Here is a 25,244-nt window from a genome sequence, read left to right as displayed (position 1 = left end):
TTATTCTGTTTATCGGTTTGTTTGCCCTGAACTCTGATTGCGTTTCGACGCATCCGGCACCAGACGGTAGAAGGTTTCACCCGGTTTCGTCATGCTGAGTTCATTGCGTGCGCGTTCTTCGATAGCTTCCTGGCCGCCGTTAAGGTCATCAATTTCGGCGAAAAGCTGATCGTTGCGCGCTTTTAATTTGGCGTTAGTCGCCTCTTGTACTGACACATCATCACGGACACGGCTAAAGTCATGCAGACCATTTTTGCCGAACCACAGCGAATACTGCAACCACACCAGCAAAGCCAGTAATAGCAGCGTTAATTTACCCATCCTGCCCCCTGAAAAACGGCATCATCATCCCAAAACTTGCCGTCGTACTCTACGCCGGCTGCGGACGATACCGCGTCACGCGGGCAATGTATCACATTTTGCCTGCCGATACTTATGTCTCGTTGTCGGGCGATTATGCGGATTTTCACAAAAAACGTCAGGCTTAGCCCATCAACCATAGAAATAATAGACCGCACAACGCGGCGACGGTAACCAACGTTGCGATAATACTGTAGCGCAATTTGCTGTTCACCAGCGAGTGGATTGCCACGCCAATCACCACGGCAACGGGCATCAGCGCAAGGAAGAAAGGCCAGGTATAGAGGAAGAAGAACAGGGTGTTATTACCATACCAAAGGTAGGGAATACCCAATGCAATCAGCCAGGCGACGAAACCCACGGTGGCGCCTGACAAAGACCAGGTGGTTTCGTCATCGGGCGGGGGGATGGACTCTGAACGCGTCAGGCTGATGTTTTGAGTATTGCGCATAGTTAATCCTGTCAGGCCGGGCAACGATACGCCCGGCACTCTCTCAGGATCTGATGATATCGTCCTGTCTCAGCAGGTCTAACATTTGGTCCACTAAATTTGTTACCAATTGTTCACCATCGAGGTGGATTTCAGGACGCTCAGGGGATTCATAGACTGAATCAATACCGGTGAAATTGCGCAGTTCACCGGCACGCGCTTTCTTGTATAAGCCTTTGGGATCGCGGGCCTCGCAGGTATCAAGCGGCGTATCAACAAACACTTCGATAAAGCGCCCTTCCCCCACTCGCTCGCGCACCATCTGACGCTCAGCACGATGCGGAGAGATAAACGCCGTTAAAACTACCAGCCCGGCATCTACCATCAGGTTAGCCACTTCGCCCACCCGACGGATATTCTCTTTGCGATCGTCATCGCTAAAACCCAGATCGCTGCACAAACCGTGACGCACGTTGTCGCCATCCAGCAGATAAGTGCTGACGCCAAGCTTATGCAACGCTTCTTCCAGCGCCCCGGCAACGGTCGATTTACCCGAGCCCGAAAGCCCGGTAAACCACAGCACAACCCCACGATGACCGTGGAGTTGCTCACGCTGTTGTGCGGTGACCGGATGAGCGTGCCAGACGACGTTTTCGTCATGCACCGCCATCACTTGCCTCCCAGCAGGTCACGCGCGCCCCAGTGTGGGAAGTGTTTACGCACCAGCGCGTTGAGTTCCAGCTCAAAGGCGCTGAATTCCGATGCCACAGCCGTCGGGGTCGTATTCGGTTCGCGCACCATGCCAGCGCCCACCGTGACGTTGGTCAGACGATCAATGAAGATAAGGCCGCCGGTCACCGGGTTTTGCTGGTATTTATCCAGCACCAGCGGTTCATCAAAGGTCAGATCCACAAGGCCAATCCCGTTCAGCGGCAGGTTATCAACGTCACGCTGGGTCAGGTTATTGATATCCACCTGATACTGAATACCGTCCACGCGGGCGCGGGTTTTCTTGCCTGCGATTTTAATGTCATAGCTCTGGCCCGCCGCCAGCGGTTGCTCCGCCATCCACACCACATCCACGGATGCGCTCTGCACAGCCGGCAGCGTTTCGGTGGCATCCAGCAGCAGGTCGCCACGGCTGATGTCGATTTCGTCCTTCAGCACCAGCGTCACAGCTTCGCCGGCAAACGCCTCCTGCAAGTCGCCATCGAAGGTGACAATGCGCGCGATGGAAGATTCCACGCCTGACGGCAGCACTTTAATGCGTTGCCCAACCTGAACATGACCCGAAGCCAGCGTGCCGGAGAATCCGCGGAAATCGAGGTTCGGGCGGTTCACATACTGCACCGGGAAACGCATTGGCTGAGTGTCGACCACACGCTGAATCTGCACGGTTTCGAGCACTTCCAGCAGCGTCGGGCCGCTGTACCACGGCATTTTTTCACTCTGACTGGCAACGTTATCCCCTTCCAGCGCCGATAGCGGCACGAAACGGATATCAAGGTTGCCAGGCAATTGTTCGGCAAAGGTCAGATAGTCCTGACGGATCTGCTCAAACTTCTCTTCGCTGAATTCAACCAGATCCATTTTGTTGACCGCGACGAGCAGGTGTTTGATCCCCAGCAGCGTGGAGATAAAACTGTGGCGGCGGGTTTGATCGAGCACGCCTTTACGGGCGTCGATCAGCAGGATCGCCAGGTCGCAGGTGGACGCGCCGGTCGCCATGTTACGGGTGTACTGCTCGTGCCCAGGGGTATCGGCAATAATAAATTTGCGCTTCTCAGTAGAGAAATAGCGATACGCCACATCAATGGTAATGCCCTGCTCGCGTTCAGCCTGAAGGCCATCGACCAGCAACGCCAGATCCAGACGCTCACCCTGCGTACCGTGACGTTTACTGTCATTGTGCAGCGAAGAGAGCTGATCTTCATAAATCTGACGGGTATCGTGCAGCAAACGGCCAATCAGCGTACTTTTGCCGTCATCCACGCTGCCGCAGGTCAGAAAACGCAGCAGGCTTTTGTGTTGCTGGGCGTGCAGGTACGCTTCAACGCCGCCTTCATCCGCAATTTGTTGTGCAATTGAACTGTTCATGGCGGCTCCTTAGAAATAACCCTGACGTTTTTTAAGCTCCATCGAGCCTGCCTGGTCGCGGTCAATCACGCGGCCCTGACGCTCACTGGTGGTCGAAACCAGCATCTCTTCGATGATTTCCGGCAGCGTCTGCGCATCAGATTCTACTGCGCCGGTCAGCGGCCAGCAGCCGAGGGTACGGAAGCGCACCATGCGTTTTTTAATAACCTCACCCGGCTGTAAATCGATGCGATCGTCATCGATCATCATCAGCATACCGTCGCGCTCCAGCACCGGGCGCTCTGCCGCCAGATACAGCGGTACAATTTCGATATTTTCCAGATAGATATATTGCCAGATATCCAGCTCGGTCCAGTTGGAGAGCGGGAAGACGCGGATGCTTTCGCCTTTGTTGATCTGACCGTTGTAGTTGTGCCACAGCTCCGGGCGCTGATTTTTCGGGTCCCAGCGGTGGAAACGGTCGCGGAAAGAGTAGATACGCTCTTTGGCACGCGACTTCTCTTCATCACGACGCGCCCCGCCGAACGCGGCGTCAAAACCGTATTTATTCAGCGCCTGTTTCAGGCCTTCAGTTTTCATGATATCGGTGTGCTTGGCGCTGCCGTGCACGAACGGGTTGATCCCCATCGCCACGCCTTCCGGGTTTTTATGCACCAGCAGCTCACAGCCATAGGCTTTCGCGGTACGGTCGCGGAACTCGTACATCTCACGGAATTTCCAGCCGGTATCTACGTGCAGCAGCGGGAACGGCAGGGTTCCCGGATAGAACGCTTTACGCGCCAGGTGCAGCATCACGCTGGAGTCCTTGCCGATCGAATACATCATGACCGGGTTGGCGAATTCGGCGGCCACCTCACGGATGATATGGATGCTTTCCGCCTCCAGTTGCCGCAGGTGAGTGAGTCGTTTTTGGTCCATAACCGTTCCTTAAGCCAGATTCACTACAGAAGAATCGAAATTTTCTGAGTCTGTTGTGTGTTGAAACCAGGTGAGCTGGTGATGCAGTTCCACCACTTCGCCGACCACCAGCAGTGCTGGCATGGGGGCCTCTTTCGCCAGGTTTTCGAGTTGTTGCAGGGTGCCTGTTTTTATCTGTTGGTCCGCACGCGTACCGCGCGAAATTACCGCCACCGGCGTTTCACTATCGCGTCCGTGTTGAATCAGTTGTTGGCTAATTTCCGCCGCTTTCATGGTGCCCATATAAATCGCCAGCGTCTGACGGCTTTGCGCCAGTTGTTTCCAGTCAAAGGGCGTGCTGTCCGCTTTGTAGTGCCCGGTGACGAAAGTGACGCTTTGCGCGTAGTCGCGGTGGGTTAGCGGGATACCCGCATATGCCGTTGCGCCTGCGGCTGCCGTCACGCCAGGGACGATCTGGAAAGGAATTCCCGCTTCTGCTGCCGCCTGAAGTTCTTCGCCGCCGCGCCCGAAAATAAACGGGTCACCCCCTTTAAGACGCACCACGTTTTTGCCTTCTCGCGCCGCGTCAACCAGCAGGCGATTGGTTTCGTGTTGAGGAACGGAGGTGGCGCCTGCGCGTTTACCCACACACACCCGCTCCGCGTCGCGGCGAATCAGTTCGAGTACGGCATCGCTGACCAGATGATCGTAGAAAACGATATCCGCCTGCTGAATAACCTGAAGCCCGCGCAGCGTCAGCAGCCCGGCATCACCCGGCCCTGCGCCCACCAGAATAATCTCGCCCACACGTCGCTGAGGCTGGGTCAACTCGTCCTGTAATGCCGCTTCCGCCGCCTGCTGATTGCCGGCAAGCAACATGTTGGCAATACGACCACGGAACACGCGCTCCCAGAATCGACGGCGTTCGTCGGTGGTTTTCAGGTGCGTTTTAATCGCATGACGCCAGTAACTGGCCGCTTCAGCCAGCAGGCCTAAGCGCGTTGGCAGCAGCGCTTCAATTTTTTCGCGCAGGATGCGTGCCAGTACCGGCGCGGTGCCTCCGGATGAGATCGCCACCAGCAGTGGCGATCTGTCGACAATCGACGGGAAAATAAAGGAGCACTGCGATGGGCTATCCACCACATTCACCAACCGCTGACGGTCATTTGCCGCATCATAAATGCGCTGATTGAGAGCAGTATTTTCAGTGGCGGCAATCACGAGGAAAACGCTATCGAGCTGTATTTCCTGAAAAGAGTCTGCCAGCCATGCGATCTTGTTATCCGCCACCAGAGCCGCCAACTCGTCGCACAGCATTTCGCTCACGACCTGAACGTTAGCCCCCGCGCGAAGCAGAAACGTAATCTTACGAGCAGCAGTGTCATCACCGCCCACCACTAGGGCAGTGCGGTCTTTCACAGCGGCAAAAAGGGGCAGATAATCCACAGAGTTACAACTCACTAACAATCAGTCATAGGGGGACTATAGGGTGCCCCATAGTGCAAATGAAATTACGAAATGGAATGAGTAGTTCCTCAAAGGAATAACAACCTGAAAAAGCAAAGATCAAAAAGTGCTTAACACCCTCTTTTTTGGGCATTTAAGAAGAAATGAAATTGTGTATTTACCGCCTCGGTTTCATACTGGCTGCGTCTAATTTTTTGCATTGTTTAAAGGATTTCCCTATGTCTTCCGCACTGCGTCGCCGCCTCTTTGCACTGGCGCTTGGCGTATGCTCTGCCTTCCCGGTACTGGCGACAACGACGTCGCCCGGTTCTATCGCAAACACCCAGGCTCGCTATATCGCAACCTATTTCCCTGGCCGTATTACCGGCACACCGGCAGAGATGCTGTCGGCAGATTATTTGCGTCAGCAGTTTGCCAAAATGGGTTATCAAAGCGATATCCGCACGTTCCACAGCCGCTATATCTACACCGCCAAAAATAACCGCCAGAACTGGCATAACGTGATTGGCAGCACCGTTATCGCGGCGCATGAAGGTAAATCGCAGCAGCAGATTATTGTGATGGCGCATCTGGACACCTATGCGCCGCAAAACGATGGCGATGTCGAAAATAATCTCGGCGGGCTGACGCTTCAGGGTATTGATGATAACGCGATGGGATTGGGCGTGATGCTTGAGCTGGCAGAGCGTCTGAAAGACGTGCCGACGGAGTACGGCATTCGCTTCGTCGCCACCAGCGGCGAGGAAGAAGGCAAGCTGGGCGCGGAGAATCTGCTCAAACGCATGAGCGCCGCCGAGAAGAAAAATACACTGCTGGTTATCAACCTCGATAATCTGGTCGTCGGCGATAAGCTCTATTTCAATAGCGGCGTCAAAACCCCGGCGTCGGTACGAAAACTCACGCGTGACCGCGCGCTGGCAATTGCGCGCAGCAAGGGTATTTCCGCCTTTACCAACCCAGGTTTGAATCCTGATTATCCTAAAGGTACCGGGTGCTGTAATGACGCTGAGGTGTTTGATAACGCGGGTATTCCCGTGTTGTCTGTCGAAGCCACGAACTGGTCGTTAGGGAAAAAAGATGGTTATCAGCAACGTGCCAAAACGCGCAGCTTCCCCGAAGGGAACAGCTGGCACGACGCACGGCTGGATAATCAGCAGTATCTTGATAAAGCCCTACCGGGCAGAATAGAACGCCGCAGCCGTGATGTAGTGAAGGTGATGATGCCGCTGGTGAAGGAACTGGCAAAGGCGGGGAAGGTTTAGGTAAAAGGGCGCCGGAGACCAAACCATCACAATCCAATACGCGGGGGTTTATCCCCGCGTGGTGGCTACTTCTTCGATTCGTAAGCGAGAACTGCCTTAAACTCCAGACCACGTTCTCTGATACTCAACTCACACAACGAGTCGCCTACCATCAGCGTGAATCCCAGTACTGTAAAACACAGCACTATGATTGCCACAAGGGCATATTTTGTTAGCATGTCTTGCCTCCCTGCAAAGAAGAGACTAACATTCGAATTGCTACGTTCGAACGCGAGCCTCAGGTTGATAGAAATATCGCCTGGGGCTTTTGTCCATCTGGAACCTCGCGAATGCTCAACGCCAGACAGCCTCAAGCACCCGACGCCATTCTATAACTGTTGATTTCCCCTGCTATATTCACGTTTAAATGCCGGAATGCTGCTCGCAAAATAAAAACGCCCCCATCATTTCAGACAGAGGCATTTATTACGCGGTGCGAAGTTTTACCCTTCGTGCAGCCCACATTCCCTTTTTAAGCCAAAGAAACGCGTTTCTTCTTCCGCCATACCGGGTTCCCATTTTCGAGTTGTATGGGTATCACCAACCGATAAATATCCTTCGTCCCATAATGGGTGATATTTCAGGCCATGTTTTTGCAGGTACTGATAAATAGTTCGGTTATCCCAGTCGATAATCGGCAGCACTTTAAATACGCCACGCTGAATTGCCAGCACCGGTAAATTAGCGCGGCTGCCGGATTGTTCACGGCGCAGGCCAGCAAACCACGTTTGTGCGTTCAGTTCTTTCAGCGCCCGGTTCATCGGTTCGACTTTGTTGATATCGTTGTACTTTTCAATGCCTTCAACGCCCTGCTCCCACAGTTTTCCGTAGCGCGCTTCCTGCCAGGCGGCGCTTTCGGTAGCGCGGTACACTTTCAGATTGAGCTTGAGTTTGTCCGTTAACTCGTCAATAAAGTGGTAGGTTTCCGGGAACAGATAACCGGTATCGGTGAGGATCACCGGAATATCCGGGCGAATCTGATTCACCAGATGCAGGCTCACCGCCGCCTGAATGCCGAAGCTGGAAGAAAGCACATATTCACCGGGCAGATTATCCAGCGCCCAGGCGACGCGGCCTTCAGCATCCAGTTTTTCAAGCTCGGCGTTAGTTTCCGCCAGTGCCAGAATGCGATCTACCTTCGACAGTTCGTTCAGGGCGTTTAGATCGAGTTTGGACATAGATTCCTCACTGTTTGCCTTGCCTGATGCGACGCTTACGCGTCTTATCAGGCCTACAAGACTGGACTGATGGTTAATCCCACAAATCACGCGCCGGATCGAGCACCGGGCGAATGATGCCCGCACGCACCGTAAAGTCGCCGAAGCCTTCACCCGCTTCGCGCTCTTTCGCCCAGCGCCCTATCAGTTCATCAAGCGACGCCAGGATTTCCGGTTCGGTGATGTTTTCTTTATACATCCGTGGGATACGTGTCCCAATGCGGTTGCCGCCAAGATGCAGGTTGTAGCGACCCGGTGCTTTACCCACCAGGCCCACTTCCGCCAGCATCGCGCGACCACAACCGTTCGGGCAGCCTGTTACACGCATCACGATATGCTCATCGCTGACACCATGTTTCGCCATTAAATTATCGATGTTATCGATAAACGACGGCAGGAAACGCTCCGCTTCCGCCATCGCCAACGGGCAAGTCGGGAATGACACGCAGGCCATTGAGTTTTCGCGCTGCGGCGTGACGGCATTCATCAATCCGCTCTCTTTGGCGATCTTCTCAATCTTCGCTTTCTCGCTTTCCGGTACACCGGCGATGATCAGATTCTGGTTCGCCGTAATGCGGAAATCACCTTTGTGGATCTTCGCGATCTCCAGCAGGCCGGTTTTCAGCGGACGCCCCGGATAATCAAGAATTCGACCATTTTCGATAAACAGCGTCAGGTGCCATTTGTCGTCGATCCCTTTTACCCAGCCGATACGATCGCCGCGCCCGGTAAATTCATATGGACGGATCGGCTCAAATTTGATCCCCGCGCGACGTTCCACTTCTGCTTTAAACGTCTCAACCCCCACGCGCTCCAGCGTGTATTTGGTTTTGGCGTTTTTACGGTCAGTACGATTACCCCAGTCACGCTGAGTGGTAACGACCGCTTCCGCCACCGCCAGCGTATGCTCCAGCGGCAGATAACCAAACTCGCTCGCCGTGCGGGCGTAGGTTTTCTTGTTGCCGTGTTCGATAGAAAGCCCACCACCCACCAGCAGGTTGAAGCCCACCAGCTTGCCGTTTTCCGCGATCGCCACGAAGTTCATGTCGTTGGCATGCAGATCGATATCGTTCTGCGGCGGGATCACTACCGTGGTTTTGAATTTACGCGGCAGATAGGTCTGACCAAGGATCGGTTCTTCGTCAGTGGTGGCGACTTTTTCCTGATCGAGCCAGATCTCCGCATAGGCGCGGGTTCGCGGCAGCAGATGTTCAGAGATCTTCTTCGCCCACTCATACGCTTCTGCGTGCAGTTGCGACTCGTACGGGTTCGAGGTGCAGAGTACGTTACGGTTCATGTCGTTGGCGGTCGCCAGCGCATCAAGACCGACCGAATGCAGCATCTGGTGCACCGGTTTGACGTTCTTTTTCAGAATGCCGTGGAACTGGAACGTCTGGCGGTTGGTCAGGCGAATGCTGCCATAAATGGTGTTTTCACCGGCGAATTTATCAATTGCCTGCCACTGTTTAGTGGTGATCACGCCCCCCGGAAGACGGCAGCGCAGCAGCATCGCATGACGCGGTTCCAGCTTCTGTTCAGCACGTTCGGCGCGGATATCGCGGTCATCCTGCTGATACATACCGTGGAAACGGATCAGCAGGAAGTTGTCGCCCTTAAAACCGCCGGTCAGACCGTCGTTTAAATCTTCCGCAATGGTCCCGCGCAGGTAGTTGCTCTCAAGCTTCATGCGCTCGGCGTCTGTCAGTTTACCTTCGACCACTAAAGGCCCTGGATGTTTTTCGCTCATTAGTAGACATCTCGCTGATAACGGCGCTCTACGCGCAGCTCACTTAAAAATTCATCCGCCGCTTCGGTGTCCATGCCACCAAATTCGGCAATCACTTCCAGAAGTGCCTGTTCAACGTCTTTCGCCATGCGATTAGCGTCGCCGCAGACATAAATGTGGGCACCGTCATTGATCCAGCGCCACAGCTCTGCGCCCTGTTCGCGCAGTTTGTCTTGTACGTAAATTTTTTCTTTTTGATCGCGCGACCAGGCAAGATCGATACGTGTCAGCACGCCCTCTTTGACATAGCGCTGCCACTCCACCTGGTAGAGGAAATCTTCGGTAAAGTGTGGGTTGCCGAAGAACAGCCAGTTTTTGCCTGGCGCTTCGTCAGCGGCGCGTTGCTGCATAAAGGCGCGGAATGGCGCGATGCCGGTGCCTGGGCCAATCATAATCACCGGCGTTTCCGGGTTAGCGGGCAGGCGGAAGTTGTCGTTATGTTCGATAAATACGCGGACTTCGCCCTCTTCTTCCACACGGTCCGCGAGGAAGCTGGAGGCACCGCCAGCACGGGCGCGGCCTTCAATGTCATAACGAACGACACCAACGGTGACGTGTACTTCGTTCTCGACTTCCGCCTGCGAGGAGGCGATGGAATACAGGCGCGGGGTCAGCGGGCGCAGCAAGTTAATCAGGGCTTCAGCGTCAAGCTGCGCCGGAGAGAAACGCACCATGTCGACAATCGGCGTCGTCGCGGCGTAATGCTGCAACTTCGCTTTATCGCCCACCAGCGGCAGCAGCGTTTCGCTGCGGGTAAGCGTGGCGTAGTTCTCAACGATGTTGGCGGTGTTGACGGTCAGTTCAAAATGCCACTGTAAAGCTTCAGCCAACGGCAGGGTTTTGCCGTCAACGGTGACAGATTCATCGCCTTTCAGCCACAGCAATTCGACAAGTTCTTTCACCAGTGCCGGATCGTTCTGATACCAGACGCCCAGCGCATCGCCAGGCTGGTAACGCAGGCCAGAATCACCTAAGTCAATTTCGATATGGCGAACGTCTTTTTCTGAATCACGACTGGTGATTTTCTGATTAACGGACAAGCTTGCCGTCAACGGAGCTTCTTTGCTGTATGGGCTGGTGTAGATCTCATTTACTGCGCCCGTGGCGACGGATTGCGAAGGCGGTGCGACAGGCGCGCGGGACTTCAGAACATCAACCACGCGGGCCCGCCATTCGCTGGCTGCCGTTTGATATTCAACATCGGCATCGACACGGTCGAGCAGACGTTCACCGCCCAGTTCCGCCAGCTTGCTGTCGAAATCTTTACCGGCCTGGCAGAAGAATTCATACGACGTATCGCCAAGCCCAAGGACCGCGAATGCGGTGCCATCAAGCTTCGGCGCTTTTTTCGAGAACAGGAACTTATGCAGCGCCACCGCTTCTTCCGGCGGCTCCCCTTCCCCTTGCGTGGAAGCAATGACAACCAGCAGTTTTTCTGACGCGATTTGTTTGAATTTATAATCCCCGGCATTCACCAGGTTCACGTTCAGCTTCGCGGCGAGTAAATCATCACGCAGCGCTTCAGCAACGCGGCGAGCGTTACCGGTTTGCGAGGCAGAGAGAAGTGTAATGGTTGGGGCTTCAACCGCAGCAGGCGTTGCAGCAACGGTTGCCGCACCAGGCTGCTGGTTGAGCACGCCCCATAAATAGCCGGAAACCCAGGCAAGCTGGGTCGGCGTTAAGTCAGTCGTGGCCGCCTGAAGGCGTGCCAGTTGCTCCGTATTAAGCGGCAGCAGCGCGGAAGGGGGGACCTGTGTTGTCATGCTTGTTATGTTCCAGTATCAAAGCTGTTTTAAATCGGGAAAAACAAAACTGAATGTAAGGTTAACGAGCTGGATAATAACAATTAAAGAAGGGTTGGAAATATCAAATAACCAAATGGACTAACCTGATTTCCAGGTAGTTATTAGCAATAAAAGTGATTGGATAAGCTATTGATATAGATAGCAAATGAAGCATGGACACAATCCATTACGCTCTTCAGGCCCATTTGTGGGTTTTAGTTAATGATAAAAAATGTGCTTTCCGGTACTATGCGGCGGTTTTTTCCGCAAGACTGAGAGTTCATGATGTCCACCACACTGTTTAAAGATTTCACTTTTGAAGCCGCTCACCATTTGCCTCACGTACCCGAAGGGCATAAATGCGGTCGCCTGCACGGCCACTCCTTTATGGTGCGCCTTGAGATTACGAGTGAAGTCGATCCGCATACCGGTTGGATCATGGATTTCGCCGAACTGAAAGCGGCGTTTAAACCGACTTACGATCGTCTGGATCACTACTATCTCAATGATATTCCGGGCCTTGAGAATCCGACCAGCGAAGTGCTGTCGCGCTGGATTTGGGAACAGGTGAAACCGGTTGTGCCGCTGCTGAGCGCGGTGATGGTGAAAGAGACCTGTACGGCGGGTTGTGTTTATCGCGGGGAGTGATTTCCTGCGAAACGATTAAGGCCCGGTAGATGCTATGTTACCGGGCCTTTTTATTAGGCAATATTCAAATACTTATGCGTCTGCATCGACAAACGCCAGTTGCGCGCGATGCAAGTATCAATGCAAAGGCGTGTGGCATCTTCTTTCTGACTGATCGGCTGCAGGGCAATCACACGCTGTTTGTCATCCGTCAGCGTCTCCAGCAGCTCGTCCAGTGCTTCAATATCGCGCACACGGCCTACCGGGTGCTTGATTTCATCAGCCCGCTCCAGCGCCTGCGATAGCACGTCATAGCCGCCGCGCATATTCACTTTCGGGGAAACCGTGACCCACGTGGTGTGTGTGCAACGTACTTCGTGAGTACCGCTGGTTTCAATCTGGCAGCTGTAACCATTTTGCTCGAGCAAGGTCGTTAGCGGGGTGAGGTCGTGAATGCAGGGTTCGCCGCCGGTGATGACAACATGCTTCGCTGTCCAGCCCTGACGGGCAATGGCGGTTAACAGATCGTCTTCCCCTGCCGCGCCCCATTTATCGCTCTCTTTGGTTTTTGCCAGGATGCTGAACAGAGACACTTCCCGATCGCTAAGTTTTTCCCAGGTATGCTTGGTATCACACCAGGCGCAGCCCACCGGGCATCCCTGTAAACGAATAAAGATAGCGGGAACGCCAGTGAAGTAACCCTCGCCTTGCAGGGTCTGGAACATTTCATTAATCGGGTACTGCATAATCATCTCTGTAAAAGGGGTATGCGGTAATTATCGCAGATTTATGCGGGAGGGTCATGTTTGCCCGTACATTCTCTTACAGACATAAAAAAACCCGCCGAAGCGGGTTTTTATCAAGAGTTAAAAGCGCGGCGATTAAGCCTGGCCTTTGATCTCTTTACGACCGTTGTACGGAGCTTGTTCGCCCAGAGCTTCTTCGATACGAATCAGTTGGTTGTATTTAGCAACACGGTCAGAACGGCTCATAGAACCGGTTTTGATCTGGCCTGCAGCAGTACCGACCGCCAGGTCAGCGATGGTAGCGTCTTCAGTTTCGCCAGAACGGTGAGAGATGACAGCAGTGTAGCCAGCGTCTTTCGCCATTTTGATCGCAGCCAGAGTTTCGGTCAGGGAACCGATCTGGTTGAATTTGATCAGGATGGAGTTAACGATGCCTTTTTCGATGCCTTCTTTCAGGATCTTGGTGTTGGTTACGAACAGATCGTCACCAACCAGCTGGATTTTGTCGCCCAGTACTTTGGTCTGGTATGCGAAACCATCCCAGTCAGATTCGTCCAGGCCATCTTCGATGGAGACGATCGGGTACTGTTTGGTCAGTTCTTCCAGGAAGTGAGTGAATTCTTCAGAGGTGAACGCTTTGTTGCCTTCGCCAGCCAGAACGTATTTACCGTCTTTGTAGAATTCAGACGCTGCGCAGTCCATCGCCAGAGTGATGTCTTTGCCCAGTTCGTAGCCTGCTGCTTTAACCGCTTCAGCGATGACAGCCAGCGCTTCTGCGTTGGAACCCAGGTTCGGCGCATAGCCACCTTCGTCACCAACTGCAGTGTTCATACCTTTAGCTTTCAGAACTTTAGCCAGGTTGTGGAACACTTCGGAACCCATACGTACGGCTTCTTTCAGGGTTTTCGCGCCAACCGGCTGAATCATGAATTCCTGGATGTCGACGTTGTTGTCAGCGTGCTCACCACCGTTGATGATGTTCATCATCGGAACCGGCATGGAGTATTTACCCGGGGTGCCGTTCAGTTCAGCGATGTGAGCATACAGCGGCAGACCTTTAGCGGCAGCAGCAGCTTTAGCAGCAGCCAGAGAAACGGCCAGGATTGCGTTCGCACCGAAGTTAGATTTGTTTTCAGTACCGTCCAGGTCGATCATGATTTTGTCGATGCCAGCCTGATCTTTAGCATCTTTACCCAGCAGAGCCTGAGCGATTGGGCCGTTAACAGCTGCAACAGCTTTCAGTACGCCTTTACCCATGAAACGGGATTTGTCACCATCGCGCAGTTCCAGAGCTTCGCGGGAACCAGTAGAAGCACCTGACGGAGCAGCTGCCATACCGACGAAACCACCTTCCAGGTGAACTTCTGCTTCAACAGTCGGGTTACCACGGGAGTCGATGATTTCACGACCGATGATTTTAACGATTTTGGACATTAGGTTTTCCTCAGTACAAGTTAAACTAAAACTCCAGACAAACAACGCCCCTCATGGGGCGTTGCCGTTCTAACTTTTTTACTTACTTCGCCTGACGTTTCTGGTACTCGCTGGCGGCTTTTACAAAGCCTGCAAACAGCGGATGCCCATCACGCGGTGTAGAAGTAAACTCCGGATGGAACTGACAAGCAACGAACCACGGGTGATTCGGAACTTCGATGATCTCGACCAACTGATCATCCCCGGAACGGCCCGCAACGCGCAGACCTGCAGCTTCAATCTGTTTCAACAGCATATTGTTGACTTCGTAGCGGTGACGATGGCGCTCAACGATAGTTGGCGCATTGTACAGCTGACGAACCAGGCTATCGTCGGAGAGCTGGCACTGCTGTGCGCCCAGGCGCATGGTGCCGCCGAGATCGCTCTTCTCGGTACGCACTTCAACATTACCTTCTTCATCACGCCACTCGGTAATGAGCGCCACAACCGGGTACTTACAGTCTGGCACAAATTCCGTAGAGTTGGCGTTATCCATACCCGCCACGTTACGAGCAAACTCAATCAACGCAACCTGCATACCCAGGCAAATGCCCAGATACGGAATATTGTTTTCACGCGCATAGCGTGCGGTAGCAATTTTACCTTCGACACCACGGTAGCCGAAACCACCAGGAATCAGGATAGCATCTAAATCTTTCAGAATTTCGACGCCACGTGTTTCAACATCTTGCGAATCGATCAGTTTGATGTTGACGGTTACACGATTTTTCAGGCCACCGTGTTTCAGCGCTTCGATAACGGATTTGTAGGCATCCGGCAGTTCAATGTACTTGCCGACCATACCAATCGTTACTTCGCCTGCCGGGTTGGCTTCTTCATAGATAACCTGTTCCCATTCAGACAAGTTAGCTTCCGGACAGTTCAAGCTGAATCGTTTACAAATATAATCGTCCAGCCCCTGCGATTTCAACAGGCCCGGAATTTTATAAATGGAATCGACATCTTTCATCGAAATAACGGCTTTTTCTGGCACGTTACAGAACAATGCAATTTTTGCACGTTCGTTCGCCGGAATGGCGCGATCGGAACGGCAAACCAGGATGTCAGGCTGAATACCAATGGACAGCAGTTCTTTTACAGAGTGCTGAGTCGGTTTGGTTTTGACTTCACCCGCCGCTGCCAGATAAGGCACCAGGGTCAGGTGCATGAACAGCGCGTGTTCACGGCCAATATCAACCGCAAGCTGGCGAATCGCTTCAAGGAACGGCAGGGATTCGATATCACCTACGGTACCGCCGATTTCAACCAGAACCACGTCATGGCCTTCACCGCCAGCAAGTACGCGTTCTTTGATAGCGTTAGTGATGTGCGGGATAACCTGTACGGTCGCGCCCAGATAGTCGCCGCGGCGCTCTTTGCGCAGGACATCTGAGTAAATACGACCGGTCGTGAAGTTATTGCGGCGAGTCATTTTGGTGCGGATGAAACGCTCATAGTGACCCAGGTCCAGGTCGGTTTCTGCGCCGTCTTCAGTAACGAACACTTCGCCGTGTTGGATCGGGCTCATGGTGCCTGGATCGACGTTGATGTACGGATCCAGTTTCATCATGGTTACGTTGAGGCCACGGGCTTCAAGAATGGCTGCCAGGGAGGCTGCGGCAATGCCTTTACCCAGAGAGGATACGACCCCGCCGGTCACAAAAATATAGTTCGTTGTCATGCTGAACCTGAGAAGTTAGGGTGAAACGATGGAATAACCAGGACGGGAAAACAGTATACCCGAACATGACGAGCGCCACAAACTTTCATTCTCCCTCCCCTGTGTTCTTCAGGCCGCGTTAATGTTGGTTTTCTCCGGGTTAAACAGGGCATTACACTGCTATTCACCCAGAGAATTACTCCGTTATCACCTTGATGTCTCACGAATTAGTGATGAATGCATCTCAGCACGGAGTCTCAACAGAGATAAGGAGTGAGAAAATAGCCGCTTTTGGCTAAATGTTTTTGACGCAAATCAAGCGCTTGTCATTTAAAAAATCACACAAATTGCGCTTGATCGCGAAATTTCCTTAGAGATCATGTTCCTGTCGTTTTACCTCCTGCCATACCCTTTCCATGGTATTCAGGTCTACTCCGGTCATTTCCAGGCCCCTGGCGGCGACGATTCGCTCAACTTCACGAAAACGGCGTTCAAATTTAAGATTGGCCTTTTGCAACGCGGTTTCGGCTTTTACACCTAAATGACGTGAAAGATTCACCGTGGCGAACAACAGATCCCCCACTTCCTCTTCCAGTTTGGCTTCATCAATCACCGCCTGCTTCGCTTCGTGCATCACTTCGTCAATTTCTTCATGCACTTTATCCAGCACCGGGCCAAGCGTGTCCCAGTCAAAGCCAACCGCCGAGCAGCGTTTCTGTATTTTGTGCGCGCGCATTAATGCAGGGAAGCTGTGCGGAATATCATCCAGCGCAGAAGTCTGCGCTTTTTCAGCGCGTTCAGCGGTTTTGATTTGCTCCCAGCGCGCCAGTACTTCGCTGCTGTTGCCTGCGGCCGCATCGCCAAAGATATGCGGGTGGCGGCGTTCTAATTTATCGCTAATGGCCGCGCAGATATCGTTGAAGTCAAAACGCCCCTCTTCCTGCGCCATCTGGGCGTAAAACACCACCTGGAACAACAGGTCGCCGAGTTCGCCGCGCAGGTCGTCAAAGTCTTCACGGGCGATAGCGTCGAGCACTTCGTAAGTTTCTTCAAGGGTGTATGGCGCGATGGTGCTGAAGGTTTGTTCTTTATCCCATGGGCAGCCGGTTTCTGGGTCGCGAAGGCGCTGCATAATGGTGAGAAGGCGGGTGATTTGATTTTCTGGCGATGTCATAGCAATGTGTCACTCCTGATTTTTTTTACAAGAGTAACGCATTCAATCCCGCCATTCACTTTTGTATGCAGTTATAAGACGTAGCAAGAGTGTCACCAGCATATGAAACACAAAAAAAATCACGGCCAAAATACGCACGGTGTCATCAACAAAGTGGTTTTGCGACGCCATTAGCTCAAAGGGAAAACGCCCAGACCTGGCAAGATAGATTTGAAATCCTTCCAGGGCTATTACTACAAGATGATAGATCCAAAAGAGAATCAGGCTATTTGCGCAAAGAAACATGTTCAACGCAAAGCACCAGATTTGCAGTAACAACATGGCAAGCGAAGTGAGAAGATAGAGAATAAAAAAAGTAAAGCTGAGCGTCATGCCTGATTGCCCTTACCAGCAATTAATGCGCCCCTGCGCAGCATTACTCATTTTATCGCTGTTCATCCTATTGCTTCATTACTGCGGAACAAAATCGGAAAATAGCCCGGCCGCAAAGCGCTAACCAGGCATTTATTATTCTCAGAGAGGAATTGTTTACCCCCCGTGCAAACGCCGCGCGTCTATCACATCCGGCACCTGGTTCAGTTTGCCAAGCACACGGCCCAGCACCTGCAGGTTGTAGATTTCAATGGTCATGTCGATGGTCGCCATCTGTTGCCTGGTATCGCTGCGGCTGGCGACGCCGAGGACGTTGACCTTTTCGTTGGCGAGAATGGTAGTGATATCACGCAGCAGGCCGCTACGGTCGTTCGCCGTGACGCGCACCACCAGCGAGTAACCCGCTGAGTAGCTTTCGCCCCAAACGGCGTCCACCAGGCGTTCCGGCGCATGCGCGCGCAGTTCGACCAGCTGTTCGCAGTCGGCACGGTGCACGGAGATCCCACGCCCCTGGGTGATAAAGCCAACAATCTCATCGCCCGGAATCGGCTGGCAGCAACGCGCAATGTGGTGCATCAGGTTACCGACACCTTCAACTACCACACGGCCATTATCCTTGCTGCGGTTTTGCGGCGTGTAGGTTTTCTGCTGCAACTGTTTCAGCGCTGCGGCGTCTTCTTCTGCCGCGCTCGGTTTATTGAACTGCGCCTGCAGGAAGTTGACCATCTGGTTGAGACGAATGTCTCCGCCACCAATCGCCGCTAACAGCTCTTCCACGTCGTTGAAGTTGTAACGTGGCAGCAGATGTTTTTCCGCTTCCTTCAGGCTGATACCCAAATGCTCAAGCTCGTCATCCAGAATTTGACGTCCGGCCAGCACGTTTTTATCGCGATCCTGTTTACGGAACCAGGCGTGAATTTTCGAACGCCCGCGGCTGGTTGTGACGTAGCCCAGGTTCGGGTTCAGCCAGTCACGGCTCGGGTTCGGCTGCTTCTGGGTGATGATTTCAATCTGATCGCCCATCTGCAACTGATAAGTGAACGGCACGATGCGCCCGCCAATTTTAGCGCCGATGCAGCGGTGGCCGACATCGCTGTGAATGTGATAGGCGAAATCAAGCGGCGTCGAGCCTGCCGGTAAATCGACAACATCACCTTTCGGTGTAAACACATACACGCGGTCGTCAAAGACCTGGCTGCGCACTTCGTCGAGCATTTCGCCGGAGTCCGCCATCTCTTCCTGCCACGCAATCAGCTTACGCAGCCAGGCAATGCGGTCTTCATGGCCGCTACGCGGGCCTGGAGCCGCCGTACCCTCTTTGTATTTCCAGTGCGCGGCGACGCCCAGCTCGGCATCTTCGTGCATCTGTTTGGTACGGATCTGAATCTCAATCGTTTTGCCGCCAGGCCCCAGCACCACGGTGTGGATGGATTGATAACCGTTCGGTTTCGGGTTGGCAACATAGTCGTCAAATTCATCCGGCAGGTGGCGATAGTGAGTGTGTACTATCCCCAGTGCGGCATAGCAGTCCTGCAACCGCTCGGCGACGATTCGCACCGCGCGCACATCAAACAGCTCATCAAACGCGAGCTGTTTTTTCTGCATTTTGCGCCAGATGCTGTAGATGTGTTTTGGTCGCCCGTACACTTCCGCTTTCACGCCTTCGGTTTTCATTTCGGCACGCAGGTGACCCACGAACTCAGAAATGTAGTGTTCGCGGTCGATACGGCGTTCGTGCAGCAGTTTGGCAATGCGTTTGTACTCCGCCGGGTGCAGATAGCGGAAGCAGTAGTCTTCCAGCTCCCACTTCAACTGGCCGATACCGAGTCGGTTCGCCAGCGGCGCGTAGATGTTGGTACACTCTTTCGCCGCCAGAACGCGTTCATCTTCTGGCGCGTCTTTCACTTCACGCAGATGGGCAATGCGCTCTGCCAGCTTGATAACCACGCAGCGGAAGTCGTCCACCATCGCCAGCAACATGCGACGCACGTTATCGACCTGATCGGAGGAAACGGAATCCGTGTGGGTGGCTTTCAGCTGGCGAATGGCTGCCATATCGCGCACGCCGTGGATCAGGGTGACGACGGATTTCCCGGCACTTTCGGCAAGCACCTCTTCAGAAACCACGTTAGCGTCCACCAACGGGAACAGCAAGGCGGCGCGCAGGGTGTCGTTATCCATACTGAGCATCGACAGAATCTCTACCATCTCCACCCCGCGCCAGAGCAGAAGCTCGGCATCCGGGTGATTCTGGGTGTGCTGTCGACAATAATCCCAGGTCTCGGCTAAGCGCTCACACGACTGCTGGCTGGAAATTCCCAGGCTTGAGATCCATTTTTGTGAGTCAAACTCACCAGCTTTATTTAGATGTGCACTTCTTACCGCAACCATTGTCCTCTCCTTAAGGGACCGGGCCTGTCGAAGTCGACAAGCCACAATTATTACTTACGCTCAAACAACACCATTGATTCCAGATGCCCAGTGTGCGGGAACATGTCAAGCATTGCCATACGCTGAATTTGGTAACCCGCACGTAAAAGCGCTTCACTGTCACGCGCAAGCGTAGCGGGGTTACAGGACACATAGACCATCCGCGTTGGCGCTAATTTTATAATATGTTGCATCACGCCCGGTGCGCCTGCGCGAGCAGGATCGAGTAAAACTTTGTCAAAACCGTGCTTCGCCCAGCTCTGACGCGTCACGTCCTCTTCCAGATTCTCATGGAAAAATGTGACATTCTGTAAATTATTCAGCGCCGCATTTTCCTGGCCTTTCGCCACCAGCGCCGGAACGCCTTCTACGCCAATCACGCTGGCGGCGCGTTTTGCCAGCGGCAGCGTGAAATTGCCCATACCGCAGAACAGATCGAGCACACGGTCCTCTTTCTGTATATCGAGCCATTCAAGCGCCGTGGCGACCATTTTCTGGTTTACGCCATCGTTCACCTGAATGAAGTCGCGCGGACTGAACGTTAAGCGTAGTCCGTCTGAGGAATACCAGGGCGCTTCGCCGCTTACGCGTTCAAGTATCTCGCTTTCGGGCGCGAGATACAGGGAAAGACCTGAAGAATGCGAAAAGCGTTCCAGTTTTTCTCTGTCCTGCGCACTCAGCGGCGCGGTATGGCGAAGCACCAGCAGCGGGCCGTTGTCAGCGCTCACTAACTCAACGTGCCCCAGGCTGCGTTTGCCTTGCAGCGTATTCAGACATTCGCGCAACGGCACCAACAACGCCTCAAGAGTGGGCACCAAAACGGGGCACTGCACCACATCGACGATATCGCTGGCGTTGGCCTTGCGAAAACCCATCTGCAACTGCTGTGTTTTAGGCTGGTAATTCAGGCTGAGGCGCGCGCGGCGGCGGTAGCCCCAGGGCTGGGCCGCAATCACGTCTTCTACGTCGCGCTTCATCAGACGAGCCAGTGCGGCCTGTTTACTGCGCTGCTGTAGTGCAATTGAGGCGTGTTGCTGCTGGCACCCACCGCAGACGCCAAAATGCGGGCAACGCGGTTTTACACGCTCCGGGCTGTCGTTTAAGCGCCGTTTTACCTGCCCACGGGCATACTGTTTTTTATCTTCCGTCAGGGTAATTTCCGCGCGCTCATCTGGAAGTAACCCATTGATAAATAGCGCCTTACCGTTATTACGCGCAACACCCTGACCGAAGGGATCGAGGTCACTGACTGTCACAGTTATGATCTGGCGCGTCGTCACGCGCCGTTTTGCAGAGTAGAATTGCGCCATCGTAGAGATTTTTCTCAATCAAACATATTACCCTGATTCTCCCACAACGGACCTTCATGACCAACTACAGCCTGCGTGCGCGCATGATGATTTTGATCCTGGCCCCGACCGTACTCATCGGTTTACTGCTCAGCATCTTCTTTGTCGTTCACCGCTATAACGACCTGCAGCGTCAACTCGAAGACGCTGGCGCCAGCATTATCGAACCGCTGGCCGTCTCCAGCGAATATGGAATGAATTTGCAGAACCGCGAATCCATTGGCCAGCTCATCAGCGTATTACATCGCCGCCATTCGGATATCGTGCGGGCGATTTCCGTGTATGACGAACATAATAAACTGTTCGTCACCTCAAACTACCAGCTTGACCCAACCGAACTGCGTTTGCCCAACGGCCAGTCGTTTCCCCGGCGGCTGAGTGTAGTACGTCACGGCGATATCATGATTTTACGCACGCCGATTATCTCCGAACACTATTCACCGGATGAATCGCCGCAATCAGAGGCAAAAACCCCGATCAATATGTTGGGCTATGTCGCGCTGGAACTGGATCTCCGCTCCGTGCGGCTTCAGCAATACAAAGAGATATTCATCTCCAGCGTGATGATGCTGTTCTGTATTGGCATTGCGCTGATCTTCGGCTGGCGTTTAATGCGCGATGTCACTGGGCCCATTCGCAACATGGTGAATACGGTTGACCGCATCCGACGCGGGCAACTCGATAGCCGCGTGGAAGGCTTTATGCTGGGCGAGCTGGATATGCTGAAAAACGGCATTAACTCTATGGCGATGTCGCTGGCAGCGTATCACGAAGAGATGCAGCACAACGTCGACCAGGCGACCTCCGATCTACGTGAAACGCTGGAGCAGATGGAAATTCAGAACGTCGAGCTGGATCTGGCGAAAAAGCGCGCTCAGGAAGCGGCGCGTATTAAGTCCGAGTTTCTTGCCAACATGTCGCACGAACTGCGTACGCCGCTCAACGGGGTCATTGGCTTTACCCGCCTGACGCTGAAAAGCGAGCTGAATCCCACCCAGCGTGATCACCTGAATACCATTGAGCGCTCGGCGAATAATCTGCTGGCGATCATTAACGATGTCCTCGACTTCTCGAAACTGGAAGCCGGTAAGCTGATTCTGGAAAGCATCCCGTTCCCGCTGCGTAACTCGCTGGATGAGGTCGTGACGCTGCTTGCTCACTCTGCCCATGACAAAGGGCTGGAGCTCACTCTTAATATTAAAAATGATGTGCCGGATAACGTAATTGGCGACCCACTACGCTTACAGCAGGTGATCACCAACCTGGTCGGAAATGCGATTAAATTTACTGAACACGGCAACATTGATGTGCTGGTTGAGAAACGCGCGCTCAGCAACAACAAAGTGCAAATCGAAGTGCAAATTCGCGACACAGGAATTGGCATTCCGGAGCGCGATCAGTCGCGACTGTTTCAGGCATTCCGTCAGGCCGATGCCAGCATTTCTCGCCGCCACGGCGGCACCGGGCTGGGGCTGGTGATTACCCAGAAACTGGTCAAAGAGATGGGCGGAAATATCTCCTTCCACAGCCAGCCCAATCGCGGCTCAACCTTCTGGTTCAACATCAATCTGGATCTCAACCCAAATGTTCTCTCCGACGGGCCACCCACACAGTGTCTGAAAGGCAAGCGCCTTGCATATGTGGAAGCTAACGCCGCGGCAGCGCAGTCAACGCTTGATATGCTGGCCTCAACGCCGCTGGAAGTCATCTACAGCCAGACCTTCTCGGCGCTGCCGGTAGAACATTACGACATGATGCTGGCAGCGATTCCGGTATCAGTACGCGACCTGGCCCATCATCGTGAGAAACTCGCTCAGGCGCGCGCAATGACCGACTATCTGCTGCTTGCCTTGCCATGCCACGCGCAGGTCGATGCCGAAGCATTGAAAAAAGAGGGCGCGGCGGCCTGTCTGTTAAAACCGCTCACCTCCACGCGTCTTCTTCCCGCGCTGACGGATTATTGCCACCTCACCGAACCTGCGCTCACCTTACAGGATGATGATTCGCGCATTGCCATGACGGTGATGGCGGTGGACGATAACCCGGCCAACCTCAAGCTGATTGGTGCACTGCTTAGCGATCAGGTACAGCATGTTGAACTGTGCGAAAGCGGCAAGCAGGCCATTGAGCGCGCCCGGGAAATGCAATTTGACCTGATTCTGATGGACATTCAGATGCCTGATATCGATGGCATTCGCGCCTGCGAGTTGATTCGTCAGTTGCCGCATCAGCAGCAAACGCCGGTAATAGCGGTGACCGCGCACGCCATGGCCGGGCAGAAAGAGAAACTACTGAGCGCGGGCATGAACGATTATCTGGCGAAACCGATTGAGGAAGATAAACTTCACAATCTTCTGCTGCGTTACAAGCCGGGGTTATCTGCTGCAACGCTGCCCACGGCAGTTGAACCCGTAGAACCGACAGTCGATCTCAACACTACCCTCGACTGGCAGCTGGCACTGCGTCAGGCCGCGTATAAACCGGACCTTGCACGTGAGATGCTGCAAATGCTGGTCGCCTTCCTGCCAGAGGTGCGTAACAAGGTGGAAGAGCAACTGGTAGGAGAAGAACCGGAAAATCTGGTGGACGCCATTCATAAACTGCACGGCAGTTGCGGTTACAGCGGCGTGCCGCGCCTGAAACACTTGTGTCATCTGATTGAAGGACAACTGCGCAACGGAACGCCTGCAGAAGATCTGGAGCCAGAGTTCCTGGAACTGCTGGATGAGATGGATAACGTGACGCGGGAAACGAAGAAGATGTTGGGGTGAGTGCCTGCTTTCCCTGGCCCTCTCCCTCAAGGGAGAGGGGACTGACCGTGCTGATGTTGTAGAACTGCGCTGGTTTTCTCCCTCTCCCTGTGGGAGAGGGCCGGGGTGAGGGGTAATCCATCCAACCTCACATCCCCTGCCCTATCTTCAGCACCGCCGCGATATTCCGCGCAGCCATAAACAGATTCTCTTCAGCATTCCGCAAAGCATCTTCCAGCGTGCAGATGCGATACAACACGCTAAACACCGCATCTAAGCCATGCTCATGCACGACACCGACATCCGGCGTCAGGCTGCCGCCAATCGCGATAACTGGCACGTTATAACGCTTTGCCACGCGCGCCACGCCTACCGGTACTTTGCCGTGAATGGTTTGGCTGTCGATACGCCCTTCCCCGGTAATGACCAGGTCAGCGTCTGCTACCAGCTTATCGAGATGCAGCGCGTCGGTGACAATTTCGATGCCTGGTCGAAGCTCTGCGCCGCAGAATGCATACAGCGCCGCACCCATTCCACCTGCCGCGCCGCCCCCTTCCAGCCTCAGTACGTCAATATCCAGACAGCGCTTTACACATTGCGCATAGTGCTCAAGGGCCGCATCAAGGCGGGAAATCATCTCAGGCGTTGCGCCTTTCTGTGGGCCAAACACGGCGGAAGCGCCCTCTTCGCCCGTTAACGGGTTAGTAACGTCACAGGCGACTTCAATACGGCACTCAGCCAGCCGCGCATCCAGCTCGCTGATATCGATACGTTCTAGCGTCTCAAGACCCGCACCGCCGGGGGCAATGGCCTGATTATCCGCCGTCAGCAGCTTCACGCCCAGCGCCTGTGCCATGCCTGCGCCGCCGTCATTGGTCGCGCTGCCGCCGAGGCCAATAATAATATGCTTTACGCCCGCGTCTAAGGCGTGGCGAATCAGTTCACCAGTTCCCCAGGACGTTGTGGTAAGCGGACAGCGTTTGTCGGACGTTACAAGCTCCAGCCCGCTGGCCGCCGCCATTTCGATAAAGGCGCTCTGCTCATCGCCAGACAGGCCGTAAAAACCCTGCACCGTGTCGCCCAGCGGGCCTGTCACCTCTACTTCAACGACACGCCCCTGAGTGGCGGCCACCATCGCTTCGACGGTGCCTTCACCGCCATCCGCAACGGGAAGTTTATGGTAATCCGCGTTGGGGTAAATTTCGCGAAAACCCCGCTCGATGGCACTCGCCACCTCCAGCGCGCTCAGGCTTTCCTTGTATGAATCCGGTGCAATTACAATCTTCATTGGCTGTCCTTATGCGTTGGGAGTGCCATGATCTTA

21 protein-coding genes are annotated in these 25,244 nt (G+C 53.9%); 3 read left to right on the top strand and 18 right to left on the bottom strand.

The genetic code is table 11. The annotated features are described in order from the left end of the window. Positions 1–9: 9 nt before the first annotated feature. The 6 genes from ftsB to cysG all read right to left on the bottom strand — a co-directional run bounded on the left by ftsB (position 10) and on the right by cysG (position 5,221). Positions 10–321, bottom strand: a complete 312-nt coding sequence (gene ftsB / locus F0Q32_RS13040) for a cell division protein FtsB (protein WP_015963251.1) — start codon at positions 319–321, stop codon at positions 10–12. Positions 322–484: 163 nt separating this feature from the next. Then, positions 485–811: a DUF3561 family protein gene (locus F0Q32_RS13035; protein ID WP_149463407.1), complete on the bottom strand. Its 327-nt coding sequence runs from the start codon at positions 809–811 to the stop codon at positions 485–487. Between the two features lie 43 nt (positions 812–854). Further along, the gene (gene cysC, locus F0Q32_RS13030) at positions 855–1,460 is read right to left on the bottom strand and encodes an adenylyl-sulfate kinase (RefSeq protein WP_149463406.1); all 606 of its coding nucleotides are present in this window, start codon (positions 1,458–1,460) and stop codon (positions 855–857) included. Continuing rightward, a complete protein-coding gene (cysN, locus tag F0Q32_RS13025) occupies positions 1,460–2,887 on the bottom strand; it encodes a sulfate adenylyltransferase subunit CysN (protein WP_149463405.1) in 1,428 nt (475 codons plus the stop codon). Before cysN ends, cysC begins: the two co-directional genes overlap by 1 nt. A 9-nt stretch (positions 2,888–2,896) precedes the next feature. Beyond that, positions 2,897–3,805, bottom strand: coding sequence for a sulfate adenylyltransferase subunit CysD (gene cysD / locus F0Q32_RS13020; RefSeq protein WP_015963247.1), 909 nt, complete (start codon positions 3,803–3,805; stop codon positions 2,897–2,899). A 9-nt stretch (positions 3,806–3,814) separates the two neighbouring features. Then, positions 3,815–5,221, bottom strand: coding sequence for a siroheme synthase CysG (cysG, locus tag F0Q32_RS13015; protein WP_188016861.1), 1,407 nt, complete (start codon positions 5,219–5,221; stop codon positions 3,815–3,817). Positions 5,222–5,469: 248 nt separating this feature from the next. On the opposite strand from cysG, the gene F0Q32_RS13010 reads away from it, so the two are divergent. Further along, positions 5,470–6,513 carry an aminopeptidase gene (locus F0Q32_RS13010; protein WP_149463404.1) on the top strand — a complete coding sequence of 348 codons (1,044 nt, stop codon included), beginning with the start codon at positions 5,470–5,472 and terminating at the stop codon, positions 6,511–6,513. A gap of 65 nt (positions 6,514–6,578) precedes the next feature. Here the strand turns inward: F0Q32_RS13010 and F0Q32_RS13005 are convergent, their stop codons facing one another. From F0Q32_RS13005 to cysJ, 4 genes are all read right to left on the bottom strand, one after another. Next, positions 6,579–6,731 (bottom strand): Hok/Gef family protein, encoded by a 153-nt coding sequence (locus F0Q32_RS13005; protein WP_149463403.1) that lies wholly within the window; start codon positions 6,729–6,731, stop codon positions 6,579–6,581. A gap of 264 nt (positions 6,732–6,995) precedes the next feature. Then, positions 6,996–7,730 (bottom strand): phosphoadenosine phosphosulfate reductase, encoded by a 735-nt coding sequence (gene cysH, locus F0Q32_RS12995; RefSeq protein WP_149463402.1) that lies wholly within the window; start codon positions 7,728–7,730, stop codon positions 6,996–6,998. A 73-nt stretch (positions 7,731–7,803) separates the two neighbouring features. Further along, positions 7,804–9,516 (bottom strand): assimilatory sulfite reductase (NADPH) hemoprotein subunit, encoded by a 1,713-nt coding sequence (gene cysI, locus F0Q32_RS12990; protein ID WP_001290696.1) that lies wholly within the window; start codon positions 9,514–9,516, stop codon positions 7,804–7,806. Further along, positions 9,516–11,318, bottom strand: a complete 1,803-nt coding sequence (cysJ, locus tag F0Q32_RS12985) for an NADPH-dependent assimilatory sulfite reductase flavoprotein subunit (RefSeq protein ID WP_149463401.1) — start codon at positions 11,316–11,318, stop codon at positions 9,516–9,518. The genes cysI and cysJ overlap by 1 nt, the downstream gene beginning before the upstream one ends. Before the next feature lie 303 nt (positions 11,319–11,621). On the opposite strand from cysJ, the gene queD reads away from it, so the two are divergent. Next, positions 11,622–11,987: a 6-carboxytetrahydropterin synthase QueD gene (gene queD / locus F0Q32_RS12980; protein ID WP_188016859.1), complete on the top strand. Its 366-nt coding sequence runs from the start codon at positions 11,622–11,624 to the stop codon at positions 11,985–11,987. A gap of 53 nt (positions 11,988–12,040) precedes the next feature. Here queD and queE read toward each other — a convergent pair whose 3' ends face one another. The 7 genes from queE to rlmD form a co-directional block, all read right to left on the bottom strand. Beyond that, positions 12,041–12,712: a 7-carboxy-7-deazaguanine synthase QueE gene (queE, locus tag F0Q32_RS12975; RefSeq protein WP_015963240.1), complete on the bottom strand. Its 672-nt coding sequence runs from the start codon at positions 12,710–12,712 to the stop codon at positions 12,041–12,043. A gap of 135 nt (positions 12,713–12,847) precedes the next feature. After that, a complete protein-coding gene (eno, locus tag F0Q32_RS12970; RefSeq protein ID WP_005130911.1) occupies positions 12,848–14,146 on the bottom strand; it encodes a phosphopyruvate hydratase in 1,299 nt (432 codons plus the stop codon). Positions 14,147–14,228: 82 nt separating this feature from the next. After that, positions 14,229–15,866, bottom strand: coding sequence for a glutamine hydrolyzing CTP synthase (gene pyrG / locus F0Q32_RS12965; RefSeq protein ID WP_149463400.1), 1,638 nt, complete (start codon positions 15,864–15,866; stop codon positions 14,229–14,231). Positions 15,867–16,215: 349 nt separating this feature from the next. Further along, a complete protein-coding gene (gene mazG / locus F0Q32_RS12960; RefSeq protein ID WP_149463399.1) occupies positions 16,216–17,019 on the bottom strand; it encodes a nucleoside triphosphate pyrophosphohydrolase in 804 nt (267 codons plus the stop codon). 42 nt (positions 17,020–17,061) lie between these two features. Next, the gene (locus tag F0Q32_RS12955) at positions 17,062–17,391 is read right to left on the bottom strand and encodes a hypothetical protein (protein WP_149463398.1); all 330 of its coding nucleotides are present in this window, start codon (positions 17,389–17,391) and stop codon (positions 17,062–17,064) included. Positions 17,392–17,547: 156 nt separating this feature from the next. Further along, positions 17,548–19,782, bottom strand: a complete 2,235-nt coding sequence (gene relA, locus F0Q32_RS12950; protein ID WP_149463397.1) for a GTP diphosphokinase — start codon at positions 19,780–19,782, stop codon at positions 17,548–17,550. A gap of 50 nt (positions 19,783–19,832) precedes the next feature. Next, the gene (gene rlmD / locus F0Q32_RS12945) at positions 19,833–21,131 is read right to left on the bottom strand and encodes a 23S rRNA (uracil(1939)-C(5))-methyltransferase RlmD (protein ID WP_149463396.1); all 1,299 of its coding nucleotides are present in this window, start codon (positions 21,129–21,131) and stop codon (positions 19,833–19,835) included. Between the two features lie 56 nt (positions 21,132–21,187). On the opposite strand from rlmD, the gene barA reads away from it, so the two are divergent. Further along, positions 21,188–23,941: a two-component sensor histidine kinase BarA gene (barA, locus tag F0Q32_RS12940; RefSeq protein WP_149463395.1), complete on the top strand. Its 2,754-nt coding sequence runs from the start codon at positions 21,188–21,190 to the stop codon at positions 23,939–23,941. 127 nt (positions 23,942–24,068) lie between these two features. Here the strand turns inward: barA and F0Q32_RS12935 are convergent, their stop codons facing one another. Further along, positions 24,069–25,208 carry a glycerate kinase gene (locus F0Q32_RS12935; RefSeq protein ID WP_149463394.1) on the bottom strand — a complete coding sequence of 380 codons (1,140 nt, stop codon included), beginning with the start codon at positions 25,206–25,208 and terminating at the stop codon, positions 24,069–24,071. Between the last annotated feature and the right edge of the window lie 36 nt (positions 25,209–25,244).

Source organism: Pseudocitrobacter sp. 73 (assembly GCF_008369545.1).
Lineage (GTDB): Bacteria > Pseudomonadota > Gammaproteobacteria > Enterobacterales > Enterobacteriaceae > Pseudocitrobacter > Pseudocitrobacter vendiensis.
This window is presented reverse-complemented; position numbering and strand designations above follow the sequence as displayed.